The organism is Ensifer sp. Root954 (assembly GCF_001429005.1).
GTDB classification, from domain to species: Bacteria; Pseudomonadota; Alphaproteobacteria; order Rhizobiales; family Rhizobiaceae; genus Ensifer; species Ensifer adhaerens.
The window spans coordinates 1-14,119 of record NZ_LMJM01000049.1 but is presented as its reverse complement, the minus strand read 5'-3'; the positions used below and the strand labels follow the sequence as shown (position 1 = coordinate 14,119).

The following is a 14,119-nucleotide window of genomic DNA, read 5'->3' as shown; positions in this document are numbered from 1 at the left end:
GACCTCTCTGTTTCTTCTGTTTGGGGAAAGCGGGGTCATTTTTCCGTGGCTACGAGGCCGCGCACGAACCACCGCTGCAGCACGGCGACGACGATGAGCGGTGGCAGCATGATGATCAGCGATCCGGCAAGCGTCACGTTCCAGTCCGGCGTGCCGTTGTCAGCTGGCAGGAGTGCAACCAGCGACATCATCGTGGTCTTGTATTGCGGGTCCGTCACCATCAGGAGGGGCCAGAGATACTGGTTCCAACCGTAGACGAACATGATCGTGGTCAGCGCGAGCATGTTGGTGCGCGACAGCGGCAGCAGCATATCGATGAAGAAGCGGATTGCGCCTGACCCGTCCATGCGCGCAGCCTCCGCCAGTTCGTCCGGCAGGGTCAGATAGAACTGGCGGTAGAGAAAGGTCCCAGTCGCCGTGGCGATCAGCGGCAATGTGAGGCCGGCATAGGAATTGAGAAGGTTCCAGTCGACGGAGACCTCGAAGCCGGTGACGGCGGAAATCAGCAAGCGGATCGGCTGGAACAGGTCGGCGGCGACGGCATAGGTGGGCACCACGCGCACTTCGAGCGGCAGCATCAGGGTGATGAACACCATCCAGAAGAAAAAGCCTTTCAGAGGTGTTCGGAAGAACACGATGGCAAAGGCCGTCAGCGCCGACAGCGCTACCTTGCCGACCGTGACCAGGCTCGCCATGACGAAGCTGTTGAGCATCGCCGTGCCGAGGCTGGCGCGCGACCAGGCAGCACCCATATTCTCGAAGAGGCGATCCTGCGGCACGAAACTGAAGGGTATGGCGTTGACCTTTTGGAAGGTCTGGCTGGCGCCCGACACGATGACGATGAAGGGGCCGATCAAAAGCAGGAAGCCGAAGATCATCACACCATAGGTCAGCGCGTTGGCAAAGGGTGTCCGCTGGATCATGGAAGCCTCACTTGTAATGGACCTGGCGCTCGATGAAGCGAAACTGGATGAAGGTGAAAATCATGATGAGGCCGATGAGCACGAGGCTCTGGGCCGAGGCACCCGAGTAGTTCAGGCCTCGGAACGCCTCCTCGACGATGCGGTAGACCATCACGTCGGTGCCGTGGTTCGGGCCCCCATCGGTCGTGCGTGCGACGATGCCATAGGTATCGGCGCCGACGAAACCCTCGGTCATCATGATCACCAGCAGGAAGAAGAGCGTTGGCGCCAGCAACGGGATCTGGATATCGACCGCGCGGCGGATCGGGCCGCAGCCGTCCATCGCGGCTGCCTCGATCAGGGAGCGCGGGACCGACTGCAGGCCGGCGAGCAGGAAGATGAAGGTGTAGCCCGCCCACTTCCAGGCAAAGACGACGATGACGAGGATGAGTGCGTGGCTGCCGTATTTGGCCGGGTTCCAGAAGTCCGGAAAGGCCGCGTTGACCGAGGCCATCAGCCCGCGCTCGGGCGACAGGATGAAACGGAAGGCCATACCGGCCGCCGGTCCCGCAATCGCATAGGGCAGAATGTAGAGGAACCGGAACGGCGCGGAGCCCGGCAATTGCCGGTCGACAGCAAGGGCAAGAACAAGACCGATGAAAATGGTGGCAAGCGTTCCACAAAGCGCAAATGCCAGGCTGACGCCAACGGAGTTCCAATAGAGCGGATCGGCAAAGACTTCCTGGAAGTTGGCAAGGCCGACGAACTCGGCAGCACCGCCGAATGGGGGCTCCAACGTGAAGGCCCATCGCAAAACGGCGACAGCGGGCCAATAAAAAAAGAGCAGGATCAAAATGATCTGCGGCAGGGCGAATAGGCTGGGCAGCCACCAGCTGCGAAAGGCCGCGCGCTTGTCCATATGTCGAAATTCCAATGCGCAAGAAGAGCGATCGGAGCCCACCGATATTGTGGCAGGCTCCGGGCGGATCAGATTTTAGTTCAGCGTCTGTCCGGCGTAGGTCTTTTCGAAGCGGCGCAGAACTGCGTTGCCGCGTTCCACCGTCTTGTCGAGTTCGCCCTGTACGTCTGCGTTCTGCATGAAGATTGCTTCAAGGGCGGTTGCGAACTCCTTGCGGATCTGCGTGAAGCCGCCTAGCCGAATACCGCGGGTGTTTTCCGAGGTCGGGGTGAAGGACAGGCTCTGGATGGCGAGTTCGCGGCCCTTATAGGGAGCCTTGTCGTAGAAGCCATTGGCCTTCATGGCGTCGAAGCCGGTCTTGGTCACCGGGATGTAGCCCGTCACCGTCGACCACCACTCGGCCATTTCCGGAGTTGCAAGATAGTTGAGGAAGGCGGCTGCACCCTTGTATTCGGCTTCCGGACGACCGGCGAGCACCCAGAGCGATGCGCCGCCGACCAGCGAGTTCTGACGCTCGGTGCCCTTCCAGACCGGCAACATGGCGACTTCCCATTTCACATTCTCAGGAAGGGTCTTGCCGATCGTGCCGTGGTCGGCGACCGAGGTCTGGATCATCTGGCAGGTCTGGGACGTGAAGGCTGGGACGATGTCCATGCCGAGCTGCTTGGTTTTGACCACGAAGAGCTTCTCGTCAGCCATCTTCTTGAAGAACTTCACGTGGTCGACGAACTTGGTCTTGTTGACGACAAGCTCGGCGTCCAGTCCGTTATAGCCGTTCGCCTTGGTTGCGATCGGCTGGTTGTGGATCGCCGAGAACTGCTCCATCAGCGGCCAAGTGTCGAAGTTGAATGCGAGCGGGCATTCGAAGCCGGCCGTCTTCAGCTTGCGGGCTGCTTCCTCGACCTGCTCCCAGGTGTCCGGCTTGAAGTCGATGCCGGCCTTCTGGAAGGCGTCGACGTTGTAGTAGAACATCGCGGTCGAGGAGTTGAACGGGAAGGAGTTCAGCTCGCCCTTCGCCGTTGCGTAGTAGTTGGCGATGCCGCCGAAATAGTTGTTCCAGTCGATGGTGTAGCCATTGTCGGCCATCAGCTTCTTTGCAGGCAGGAAGGCGCCGGACAGCATCATGTCGAGCGTGCCGGCATCATAGATCTGGGTGATCGCCGGCTGCTTCTTGGCGCGGTAGGCGGCAATCGTGTTTTGCAGGGTGGTGTCGTAACCGTTTTGCGAGGTGCAGACGATCTCGAATTCTGACTGGCTCTCGTTGAACTTCTTGCAGGCATCCTGGACGCGTTCGCCAAGATCGCCCGAAAGGCCGTACCAGAACTCGAATTTCGTCTTTTCGGCGGCTGCGGCTGGCGCGCCAAACGCGACGCTAGCCATCAGGCCGAGGCATACGGAGGTAGTGACGGAGACTCTCATTTGCAAAACGCTCCTTGCAGGATGGCAGACACCAGGATCGGTGGCACGATGAAGCCGGGGCGCTTGCTAACAGTTGCGTGTGACAGTCCGTGACAATCTGCATGATGATAAAATGAAAGTTTCGTAACGCAGGCGCGAGACAGGCAGGCTAACCAATCTCCCCGTTTTGCCCTTGATGGTGCAAAGTTGGGCAACCTCAGGAAGTGCGTGCGCCTCCGACGAGCCCCATTGTGGTCCCCAGGAGCGAAAATGCACCCCCGAATTAAGGGCCATGAAAAGGAATGGCCCCGTCGGGCGGCGACGAGGCCATTGGCTTATCGGGGCTTCACTTCCGGAGGGATGGTGAAGGCGTCACCCTGATCGGGGGCTCAGGGTTCCACGAAACGAAAACGCAGATGCCTCGAACAGGTTCCATCTTCTCTTCCGAAAAGTTGGACCAGACCATTGCTATCCCGGAGGAGGAAAGTCGTCGTCGGGGTCGTATCTGTCCGGATCAAAGATGCTTTCGAGCTCTATTTCCTCGATCTCGTCGAGATCGTCTTCGTCATCGGGTTCGTCAAATTCCGGCACTGGCTCGCGCGGTTCGCGCAAATCGCCCTTGCCGAGCGGGCTATCGTCGGGGAAATCGGTCGGTTCGCGTCCGTGTGCTGTCAGCCTATTCGCGAGGCTCTCGCTATTACCGCCTGTGTTAGGCATCACCGTTCTCCTTGCGTATGCTTTCGCCGATCGTCGAAAGTCCGTTGCTTCGAGGACAACCGACGCGCACGAGGACCCGGTCAGCCCCGGCAATATCCTCGGCAATACGGCGGACAAAATCGTCACCACTGCTATGGCTGACCTGACCCTCGATGACGACGGATGTTCCGAGCACTCTGAAGCAGAGATTTTGCGTATCGAAGGGCGCTTCGGAAGCCAGAGCGTATTTGATCGAGGCGATCAGCCCTGAGACGTCAGCCCCTCCGCCGCCCCGGCAATCGAATTCAGGTCGTATAAAAATCATAAGCAAACTCCTTCTCGGAGTCTCAACTCACCGATGCAGACCTTGTTCCTTGTCGGGTTGCTAATTTATTGATGCCAAAAGAAATCGCCCCGAAAGGCGCCTGAGGGCGATGAGAGTGCGTTGTCTGCGTGGGCCGGCAGGATGGAATACAGCGGCCCGCCCTAGAAACCGCCCGCGATGAAATCGGTCCCGTTCCCGCTTAATTTTCTCCTCGTCGCCAAGATGGAGGCCGAGTAGCTCAGTGGAGTGGGGAGGTCCTATCCTTGCGAATGATGACGCCGGCCCCTTCCTCGAACATCTTCTCCTTGGCATCCAGCATGAACCACCGGTTATGCGCCAGTTCAATCAACGCGTCGGCGACCTCGCGCTCGCTCCAGCCGGCCGCCTCGCCATATTCGGCGACCGATTGGAAAACATCTTCCATTGCCATCTGACAGTCCAGATCTCGATCCGGGTACAAGCCCGTCTGTTTCGGCGATACGTATCTTGGATGCTTTGCCATAACGGACCTCCTTGGATCCGCAGTAGAGCGCATCAAGCTATCCTCAAGCTTTCGCTAAAACGCGTGCGACTTTCCTGTTGTTCCCGGCTCCGCGCCATCATCGTTGAAGGGTGCGCGCGAGACGGCTGGGCCATCCGACGCGTTTGAAATCACGGGAGCCTTCAAAGCGCGAAGGGACGCAGTCCCATCTACGACTTTCCTCGGGGCCTCCGGCGGGCAGCGGGAGAGCTTTGCCTGAATTTGGTGAGCGAGCGCCTGAGTTTCGCGATGTTCTTGGTGACGTGCTCGATGATGAGCAAATGCTTCCGTCGGCCCAGCGCGATGGCGCTTCCGCACCTTTCACAGGGGACGTGCTCGTCGTCCCTCACTCGGTCGACCGGTGTCCCGTTTTCGTGGCCGCACTCGGGGCACTCGATTTCGATCTCATCGTCAAACATAACGCTCCCTCGATTGAGAGCGGATACCAACACGTCTGAAATTGGGGATCAATGCTTAGGCGCTTACTCAAATGGGGCTACAATTCCGCCGCGAGCCGCGCATCATCACCCCGACCATTGCCACTCGGGTGAGCCGGTGTCGACAGGTCCTGCAACGTTCCAGGCCAGGTTGGCCGTTGGCATCGGGACCTCGCCGTCTGGCTTATTTTTGCGTCCGTTCTAATATTATCAGTTTGGTTGGTGCTGATCGGCAGTGCCTATGGATGGATGACGCCTGCCCGTAGCTTGAGAACCACCGGGCCGGAGGGTTCGCAATTGGAGACCAGAAGGGGTACGCCTGGAAGGCCCGGGAGGTTCGATGCTGAGATTTTCGCGCAAGAGTGGGAAAGAACCGGTCAATATGGCCGTCGAATTGCATCCGCTGACCTTGTCGCGGGCAGCTGCTGAGACTTCGAAACTGCCAACGCTTGCAGCAATTGCTGCAACGGTGGCGGTGCTCTACATTGCCAGGGATGTCTTCCTTCCCCTGGCGATTGCCATCCTTTTGACGTTTGCTCTTGCACCCGTTGTCTCAAGGCTGCGCCGCGCCGGCTGCCCTCGCTCGGTCGCGGTTATCGGAACCGTGACGATGGCTTTCCTGTTCCTCAGCGCATTTGGCGCCATGGTGGCGCTGCAAATCAGCGAGGTCGCGCGGGATGTGCCGAGATACCAGTCAAATATCGTCGAGAAGGTCCGCTCCCTAAAAGAAGCTGGGTCGGACAGCCAGATACTCGATCGATTGAGCCGGGTGATGGAGCGGATCAGCATCGAGCTCAGCCGACCTGAAAAAGATGTGGCTGTGTCGCCCGCGACCGCGCCTGAACCGAAGCCGCTTCTGGTAGAGATATTTTCGCCGCAGCGCCCGATCGAAATCCTGATGAGCGTCATCAATCCGCTCCTAGGTCCCTTGGCAACCGCTGGCCTCGTCATCGTTGTCGTCATCTTCATGCTGTTCGAGCGAGAGGATCTGCGCGACCGATTCATTCGGCTTGTCGGGTATGGCGATCTTCATCGAACGACCGAGGCACTCCAAGATGCGGGCGCTCGTGTGGGCCAGTATTTGCTCATGCAACTTGTCGTCAACATCACCTATGGGGTGCCGCTCGCGATTGGCCTTTGGTTTTTAGGGATTCCAAACGCACTTTTGTGGGGGATGCTCGCGATCATGCTGCGCTTCGTGCCCTATATCGGCCCGGTGATTGCTGCTGCGTTGCCCCTGTTTCTCGCGTTCGCAGCAGCTCCGGGCTGGAGCTTGGTGGTTCTGACGCTTGGGCTCTTCATTGCTCTTGAACTGTTAAGCAACAACGTTGTCGAGCCCTTGCTATATGGGTCTCGCACAGGACTGTCTCCCCTTGCGATCATTGTTGCTGCCATCTTCTGGGCCTGGCTCTGGGGCCCGGTTGGACTGGTACTGTCGACCCCGCTCACCGTCTGCCTGGTTGTGCTTGGCCGTCACGTCCGGCAGTTCGAATTCCTCGAAATTCTGTTGGGCAATGAGCCCGTCCTCAATCCGAAAGAGCGCCTTTACCAACGGTTGCTGGCGGGAGACCCGGACGAAGCAACGGATAATGCAGAGGAGATGCTTGAGGAAATGTACCTCGTCGAATTTTACGACACGGTTGCCATTCCCGCGCTGCTTCTGGCCGAAAGTGACCGTATGCGTGGTGCCTTGACGGAAGAGCAAGGAGCACGGGTTGCCGAAAGTGCAGGTACACTGGTTGCCAACCTCGAGGAGATCGCGGTTGAAGAGGAAGACGAAGACAAAGACAAAGACAAAGACAAAAGCGAAGATCCCGACCGCGATACCGATGAAAAAGAGAACGATTATGAACTCCCTCCTGGTGAAGGGCGATCCGTGCTTTGCCTAGGAGGGCGAAGTGCGCTCGATGATGTCACGGCGATGATGCTCCTGCAGGTTCTGCGGGTACAAGGCGCGGACGTCAATTACTTCAGCCATGAAGCTCTCAGGCCGCAAAAAATCAAGGAGCTGCCGACAGAAGGTCGGCATGCCATCGTTCTCACTGTTCTCGATCGAGAATCCATGCGCCACGCCAAATTCCTTGTCCGTCGCCTGAAGCGACTGGCTCCTGGGGCGCGGGTCGGCATCGTCCTATGGCAGGACGTGGACGAACACGAAGCCGGGAAGTTCCTCGTTGAGGAAACGCAGGCGGACTTTGTCGTTTCTGCGATCACGGACGCCATCCGGGAGGCGCTGTCGACGGAACCACCGCAACCCTTCAAGTCGGCACATCCGGGGAGCGCCGGTCGTGCGGCGGTGCGAGGGCCGGCCCATGGCGGATAGGGCAGCTCTGGTGAGCCAATTCGTCGGACGGATCAAAGTCGAGTGCTATTTGTCTGGAAATGCTTCCCCCGAAAGGCGACGAAGCACGTGGAAGTGCTAAACAGATTGTTCAGCCGGCACCTTGAGAGACACTAGGCAGCCAAAGTCGTTCAGCCCCTGGCCACCCGACTGCTGGAATGTCGCATTTTCTACCGAACTCGCCCGCGGGCGCCTTTCGTACGCACTTCTTCAGCGCGCGGAATTGTAATCCACCGGCCTGTGCACGGTCAGTTTCATCATCAGCGATTGCGACCAACGGGACGGCCAGCGCTGTAAGCAGGAGAAAGATCCTCACCATGTTCGCTCCTTCGAAATTAAGTAGATTCTAAATCGACAGTAGTGGGAGCCACTCGTTCTTTAGTAATTCTGAACTAGTACCGATGGATATTTATGAGCAGTCAGGATTATCCATTTTTCCATGCGGGCAGTTTGGAGTAACCACACGATCAGGAGGCTCTTTTTTAGACCAGCAACCGTCGATTGTTGATCTCATCTGCTTTCCGACGTCGATTGACTACATGCTCCGGCAGGATCATTCTTGATGTTCCCGTCGCGGCCTTTTGGGGCCGCTCCGATGAAGTGACGGCAACGGTTGCGCGCTGTGGCTGTCAAACGCTCGGCTCGGGATCGGAGTGGTGGAGCTGCTTCATGAATTCCCTTCGTGCCGCTGTCTTGCTCTTGCTCTTTTTTGTGGGCTCCCCCGTCTGGGCCGAAAAGCGCGTCGCGCTGGTCATTGGGAACTCCGCCTATAGACACGCACCTCAGCTCGCGAACCCGCAAAATGATGCCGGCGACATGGCGTCGAAATTGACAGCACTGGGCTTCGTGGTGGTAACGGGTCGGGACCTCGATTTGACAGGAATGCGGGGAGTGATCCGAGAGTTCGTCGGCAAGGTCGAAGGCGCAGACGTGGCGCTTTTTTTCTATGCCGGGCACGGGCTGCAGGTGAACGGTGGCAATTATATCATCCCGATCGACGCGCAGCTGAAATCGAACAATGATCTAGACTTCGAGGCGCTGCCGATCGAACTCGTGCTTGCTGCCATGGAGCGCAACGCCAAGGTCAATCTGGTTTTCCTCGACGCTTGCCGTGACAATCCGCTCGCTACGAATTTGGCCCGGTCGCTCGGAACACGGTCTGTAGTCGTCGGTCGAGGCCTGGCCAAACTCGATACAGGTGTGGGGTCGCTGATTGCGTTCGCCACGCAGCCGGGAAACGTTGCGCTCGACGGGGCCGGTCGAAACTCCCCGTTTACGTCGGCCTTGCTTCAACACCTCGGCACACCCGGGCAGAGCATAACGGATGACCTGATTGCTGTGCGTCGCGCCGTTTTGCAGGTCACCGGCGGTAAGCAGATTCCCTGGGATAGTTCCTCACTGACGGGCCCGGTTGTGCTGAACCCGGCGAAAATCCCCGAGACGCCAACGAACTCGGCGGTGGTCACATCGGACACCGACAGAAGTGTGGAGCTTTCCTTTTGGAATTCCATCAAGGACGCGACCGAGAGGAACTTTTTTGAAGCCTACCTTCAGCAATACCCAAGCGGCGCCTTCGTCACGCTTGCGAAACTGAAAATCGCAGCGATTGAAGCGCGGGATAAGGAACGGGAGACGGCTGAACTGGGGCAGGGCGACCTCAAGCGTGCCGCCCTGCCGAAGGTCACCGGCGTGCCACCCGAACTTGCTAAACTTGAGCAGACCACACCAGGCTTGAAGGGATCAAGCGATCCGACCAGCCAAATGAGTGCCGGTGAGCTCACACTGATCACCCAAAGGGAACTGGTGCGTGTCGGATGCCTTGAGCAGGTGGACGGCAAATGGGGTAGCGGCAGTCAGAAGGCGCTGCAAGCCTATGCCGAACGCAAGGGGATCACGCTTGCCTCGCTCACCCCCACCGAGGAGCTCGTGAATAGTCTGAAGGCGGCCGGTGGCCGTGTCTGCCCCCTCGTCTGTGGCAACGGACTGGAAGCCCGCCGAAATCGTTGCGTGGCGGCTGGTTTGAGCGTGTTCAATGGCGTGTGGAAGCTAACGAGGCACGCGACGACGGACTGCGGTGATTGGCGTGAGCTTTCAACGTCCATCCTGGTAAATGACGGCGTTGTATCCTCCAGCTCGGGGCTTGCGGGGAAAGTCGCGAGGAATGGGACTATTAATATGACCCTCACATTCGTCCATAAAGGCCGCAAGGGCGGCAACATCCTCACCGGCATGATAAAGAACGACAAAGGGAAAGGCAGGTTCAAGGGGACCGGGGCGGGCAGCGGTTGCTCAGGAACTGTCACGATGAGCAGGATGTAGTCTGAAACTCCCCGGCATGGGCTCTTGCGATCGATCGCCCTCAGGTGCTTCCGTCGACGCCGTGGACATGAATGCCTGGAGATCGACGGCTTGCTTATTCACGGTGGAATGCCCACGGACAACTTGTCTGCGCTCTGAACCAACGCTGCAGCTCCTGTCAGCCAATGTGCTCGATACCAAGCGTAATGTGGGGCATCATCAACTGCAACGGGTTCGATCTAAGCTCGCGCCACTCGTCTTTCCAATAGATGCCGATAGATAAGCGGCTTGACCAAATCTCCTTGACGGCCTATTAGGGAACGATCGTTTCCTAATAGGCCGTCAGATGAATTCCGAAAGAAACTCCCATCGCTCCGTCGGGCGCCCCCGCGAGTTCGACATGACCCAAGCTCTGGATGCGGCGATCCGCATATTTTCGGAGAGGGGCTATCACGGAACCTCCATCGCAGAACTGAAAGCCGAAATGGGACTGACTGCCGGCAGCCTATACAAGGCGTTTCAGGACAAGCGTGACGTCTTCGTCGCTGCCTACGACCGCTATAAGCAGGTCCGAGCTGACCTTCTGGAACAGGCATTGTCTTCAGCCTCCACCGGTCGCGAAAAGGTTGCCTGCGTCGTCAGTTTCTATGCAATGTCCGCCTGTGGTGAGACCGGCAGGCGTGGATGCCTGGCCATCGGTGCCGCCGTGGAACTGGTTCTGTCCGATGCCGAGATCGCCGCCAGGGTCGCAGGACACAATCGCAAGCTCGTCACGCGGCTCGAAGGTTTCATTCGCGATGGCCAGTTAGATGGTTCAATTCGCCATGACGCCGATCCCGCGAGTACCGCGCTTGCGCTATTTTCCTATCTGCAGGGCGTGCGTATCGCCGGCAAGACCGGAGAGCTGGAGAACCAGCTGCTCCCTTCCGGTGAAGCAATCTTGCGCATTCTCGACTGATCAACCCGCCCGTCTCCTTTCTCCCAAGGCACATTCCATGACAACTCCAGCTTCCCTCGCCCAGTCGCAGCGCCCGGCCGGTCTCTCCGCCGGCATGACTTTTCTGATGGCCGCCGCCTGCGGCCTGATTGCCGCCAACCTCTATTATACGCAGCCACTCGCCGGGCCGATCGCACTCGACATCGGCCTACCGGCTGAGGCAACAGGCTTGATCGTGACCGTGACCCAGATCGGCTACGGCCTTGGGTTGCTGCTCCTCGTGCCACTGGGTGATCTCCTCGAAAATCGTCGGTTGATTGTGACCATGATCAGCCTGGTTACTCTTGCCCTGATCGCGGCCGGGCTCTCCACCACACCTGGACCCTTTCTCACCGCTTCGCTCGCCATCGGGCTTGGCTCGGTTGCTGTCCAGATGATCGTGCCGTTCGCGGCCAACCTTGCACCGGATGCCGTTCGGGGTCGCGTCGTTGGCAATATCATGAGCGGTTTGATGGTTGGGATCATGATGGCGCGGCCGATTGCCGGATTAATTGCCGGCGTCAGCTCCTGGCATACCGTGTTTTATGTTTCCGCGATCGTCATGGTCGGGCTTGGAGCCCTTCTATGGACGCAATTGCCGACCCGCATGCCTGCGGCGGGTCGATTGAGCTACGGCCAGCTGCTCAAGTCGATGGCCCAGCTTCTCGCGACGCAGCCGGTCCTGCAGCGGCGCGCCGCCTATCAGGCCTGTCAGTTCGCCGCATTTAGCCTCTTCTGGACCGTGACGCCGCTTTATCTTGCCGGGCCCAGCTTTGGGTTGGGTCATAATGGCATTGCGCTTTTCGCCCTGGCCGGTGTTGCGGGCGCAATTGCTTCGCCCATCGCTGGGCGCCTTTCTGACAAGGGATTGGTGCGGCCGGCAACGGCATTCGGCCTTGTCAGTGTCGCGGCCGCTTTTCTGATGACGCAAATCTCTGAAGGTTCGACCTTTGCGCTCACATTTTTAACGCTTGCTGCAATCCTGCTCGACTTCGGCGTCACCATGACGTTGGTGACGGGGCAGCGCTCGATTTACGAACTCGGCGCGGACTTGCGCAGCCGGCTCAACGGCTTGTTCATGGCAATCTTCTTCACTGGCGGCGCCATTGGCTCTGCCCTGGGTGCCTGGGCATTTGCCTCTGGTGGATGGTGGCTCGCCTCCATGATCGGCCTCGCACTGCCCGCCACAGCGTTCGCCATCTTCCTGACCGAGACCCGGTCAGAACGATGCTCGGAGAGTTGAGCGAGTTCGGCATCGCATCCGTCATCGATGTACGCCTCCGCGCGATGTGACGGGTAGGCGGTCTCTTCCTGGTGCGGCCCACAGTCTTCTTTCGAGGTCTCTGTGCCCCGACCCTGTTGGTCATAAGCGCGCGGATAAAGCATCTGTCCGCCCATGTGGCTCAGCGATGATCGTCAACGATCGCCGCTGAGCCGGCCAATGGCGCTGTACGGAGAGCGGAGATCTCGAAACAGACCGCTCGTTCGAGCTGCCAAGGTCCGCCTAGATATCTCCAAAGATCCAGGCCCTCCAGCGTCAACGATCGTGGTTTGAAATCGTGTGTCAGTTGCCGGTGCAAGGTGTCTGCGGCTGACCGCGAAACCCTGTTCTGGACGGTGATATGCGGCTGCCACCTCTGCATGTCCTGACCGCCCAGCCATGGCATGAAAGCGCGCTTTAGTTCTGCATAAAGGTCTTCAAGCTCAAGACTTCTGATCGTGAACGCCACACCCGCGCCGAGATGGCGAACACTGGCTGCCTGCGCGCGGATCTGGTCACGCTTGGTGGCCGCGGCCTGCAATTCTCCAACGATCCGCTCGAGGTGTTCGCCCGGTAAACGATGAAACATCGTGAGGTGAGCGCGGAGGAAGTTTCGCTCCGACGGGAAATGCGCGTTTCGAAGGCGATCGAAGATCTCAAGATCGATCTCCGCGATCCGGGCTGTGAGGATAAGCGGTTTGCGTGTCTTCAAGGCAATTCCTGTCGATGCTGAGTAGAGTACTTCACCAAGGCAGATCACCGCGTTCGCCGAGCGCCACCCTGGTGCCGCCCTTCATTCGGCGCATGCGCGACGCACAGTTCCAGTCATAGCAAGGTTTGCTGCACTGGCTCGTCGGCAGCGGTAGGTTCGAATTCACCGCGCCTTTGCAACTCGGTCTGGGCGCTGAAGCGGATGTCGCTATCTCTATCGCGAAGAAATTCGGTGAGCGTCTCCGTACTAAGGCGATCCCAGCCCTTCCCACGATCAGGCCCGGAGGGCACGCGCGGCAACAAGCCCGGCTCGGCACTCCACGCCAGCAACTGATCGAGCGATGCAGCGTTCAACAGATCGCGCAGATGATGGGCCGTCACGTAGGCATCCGGCATGCCTCGATGGGCCGGAAGACCTATCTCGTGAACGAGCCCTTCCGGCATACGCTGGTAGCGGAGCATCTGGTTGGAAAATCGTGGCAGATCGGGCCAAATCCGTAGGGCGCACTTCCAGGTACAGATCCAGGGCAAGCCGCCGGTGAGACGAGGCGTGCAATACCGTTGTTCGAAGGCTGCACGATGTGCGGCCAACGCGTCGATCCCGCCGTGCGGATGCAACACTTCTGGCGCCACATTTTTCCAGTAGGGCGCGCCGGCGACTTGCTCGTCGAGAATATGATGGATGGCCATCGTGTCGGGCGAAATCGGCCGCCCCGGATTGACCATCAATGCGCCGCGTTCGTCGTTGACGACCCACCGTCCATTGTCTTCAAGGACCACGTCCTGCCACCCGATTTCGCAGACGTCGTTCGGTCCGTTGCCGGCCGTTTCCAGATCGATGACGCGAACGCGGGATGTCGACAATGCCTGCTGTCCTTCGTCCTACTGCGGCAACCATGCTTTCGATGCGAGCCGGCCACTACGGCTTTCTCTCCTCCACCATCAAGGCAGCGATGCTCAATTATCTAGTGCCGCAAGGTCATGCCTGCCACTTCGAATGACGTTGTGCAAAGTCGAACTTCTATCCCTCACGAGCCATACCTCGTTGTCCAAGGACTGAAACCGTCAGGGTTGTGGAAAATTCGCCACTGTATCCACGGAAGACCGCAAGAGGACGTCGCTCCTCAGACCACGTTTCACCTGCTGCGGCGTCAGACGCTCTTTCGCGTGACGAAGCGTGTTTCCAGATAGGCCTCGATCGCTTCGGAACCGCCCTCGGTGCCGTAGCCGGAATCCTTGATGCCGCCGAAGGGGACTTCGGGGAGCGCCAGGCCCAGATGGTTGATCGAAATCATTCCGCTTTCGACCTCGCTTGCCAGGCGGTGGGCGCTGCGC

14 protein-coding genes are annotated in these 14,119 nt (G+C 58.9%); 5 read left to right on the top strand and 9 right to left on the bottom strand.

What is annotated here, in order from left to right; all coding sequences use genetic code 11:
* Positions 1-35 precede the first annotated feature (35 nt).
* The 6 genes from ASE71_RS27870 to ASE71_RS27845 form a co-directional block, all read right to left on the bottom strand.
* Positions 36-923 carry an ABC transporter permease subunit gene (locus ASE71_RS27870; RefSeq protein ID WP_060521200.1) on the bottom strand — a complete coding sequence of 296 codons (888 nt, stop codon included), beginning with the start codon at positions 921-923 and terminating at the stop codon, positions 36-38.
* Between the two features lie 7 nt (positions 924-930).
* Positions 931-1,821 (bottom strand): carbohydrate ABC transporter permease, encoded by an 891-nt coding sequence (locus ASE71_RS27865; protein ID WP_060521199.1) that lies wholly within the window; start codon positions 1,819-1,821, stop codon positions 931-933.
* A 75-nt stretch (positions 1,822-1,896) separates the two neighbouring features.
* Positions 1,897-3,240 carry an extracellular solute-binding protein gene (locus tag ASE71_RS27860; protein WP_060521198.1) on the bottom strand — a complete coding sequence of 448 codons (1,344 nt, stop codon included), beginning with the start codon at positions 3,238-3,240 and terminating at the stop codon, positions 1,897-1,899.
* A gap of 447 nt (positions 3,241-3,687) precedes the next feature.
* Positions 3,688-3,936, bottom strand: coding sequence for a hypothetical protein (locus ASE71_RS27855; protein ID WP_060521197.1), 249 nt, complete (start codon positions 3,934-3,936; stop codon positions 3,688-3,690).
* On the bottom strand, positions 3,929-4,240 hold the full coding sequence (locus ASE71_RS27850; protein WP_051659234.1) for a hypothetical protein: 312 nt from the start codon (positions 4,238-4,240) through the stop codon (positions 3,929-3,931). Before ASE71_RS27850 ends, ASE71_RS27855 begins: the two co-directional genes overlap by 8 nt.
* Before the next feature lie 238 nt (positions 4,241-4,478).
* Positions 4,479-4,742 (bottom strand): hypothetical protein, encoded by a 264-nt coding sequence (locus tag ASE71_RS27845; RefSeq protein ID WP_034791842.1) that lies wholly within the window; start codon positions 4,740-4,742, stop codon positions 4,479-4,481.
* A gap of 795 nt (positions 4,743-5,537) precedes the next feature.
* Between ASE71_RS27845 and ASE71_RS27835 the strand changes: the two genes are divergently transcribed.
* The 4 genes from ASE71_RS27835 (at position 5,538) to ASE71_RS27820 (ending at position 12,055) form a co-directional block, all read left to right on the top strand.
* Complete coding sequence (locus ASE71_RS27835) at positions 5,538-7,520, top strand: AI-2E family transporter (protein WP_060521196.1); 1,983 nt, start codon at positions 5,538-5,540, stop codon at positions 7,518-7,520.
* Positions 7,521-8,207: 687 nt separating this feature from the next.
* Positions 8,208-9,857: a caspase family protein gene (locus tag ASE71_RS27830; RefSeq protein WP_060521194.1), complete on the top strand. Its 1,650-nt coding sequence runs from the start codon at positions 8,208-8,210 to the stop codon at positions 9,855-9,857.
* Positions 9,858-10,182: 325 nt separating this feature from the next.
* The gene (locus tag ASE71_RS27825; RefSeq protein WP_060521193.1) at positions 10,183-10,794 is read left to right on the top strand and encodes a TetR/AcrR family transcriptional regulator; all 612 of its coding nucleotides are present in this window, start codon (positions 10,183-10,185) and stop codon (positions 10,792-10,794) included.
* 37 nt (positions 10,795-10,831) lie between these two features.
* The gene (locus ASE71_RS27820; protein ID WP_034791853.1) at positions 10,832-12,055 is read left to right on the top strand and encodes an MFS transporter; all 1,224 of its coding nucleotides are present in this window, start codon (positions 10,832-10,834) and stop codon (positions 12,053-12,055) included.
* A gap of 160 nt (positions 12,056-12,215) precedes the next feature.
* Here ASE71_RS27820 and ASE71_RS27815 read toward each other — a convergent pair whose 3' ends face one another.
* The gene (locus ASE71_RS27815) at positions 12,216-12,785 is read right to left on the bottom strand and encodes a 2'-5' RNA ligase family protein (protein ID WP_063891283.1); all 570 of its coding nucleotides are present in this window, start codon (positions 12,783-12,785) and stop codon (positions 12,216-12,218) included.
* A gap of 113 nt (positions 12,786-12,898) precedes the next feature.
* The gene (locus tag ASE71_RS27810) at positions 12,899-13,648 is read right to left on the bottom strand and encodes an exonuclease domain-containing protein (RefSeq protein ID WP_060521192.1); all 750 of its coding nucleotides are present in this window, start codon (positions 13,646-13,648) and stop codon (positions 12,899-12,901) included.
* On the opposite strand from ASE71_RS27810, the gene ASE71_RS36045 reads away from it, so the two are divergent.
* Positions 13,648-13,785 (top strand): hypothetical protein, encoded by a 138-nt coding sequence (locus ASE71_RS36045; RefSeq protein ID WP_156400760.1) that lies wholly within the window; start codon positions 13,648-13,650, stop codon positions 13,783-13,785. The genes ASE71_RS27810 and ASE71_RS36045 overlap by 1 nt on opposite strands.
* A 150-nt stretch (positions 13,786-13,935) precedes the next feature.
* Here ASE71_RS36045 and ASE71_RS27805 read toward each other — a convergent pair.
* A partial coding sequence (locus ASE71_RS27805; RefSeq protein ID WP_156411761.1) for an aldehyde dehydrogenase family protein occupies positions 13,936-14,119 on the bottom strand: 184 nt, incomplete at its 5' end.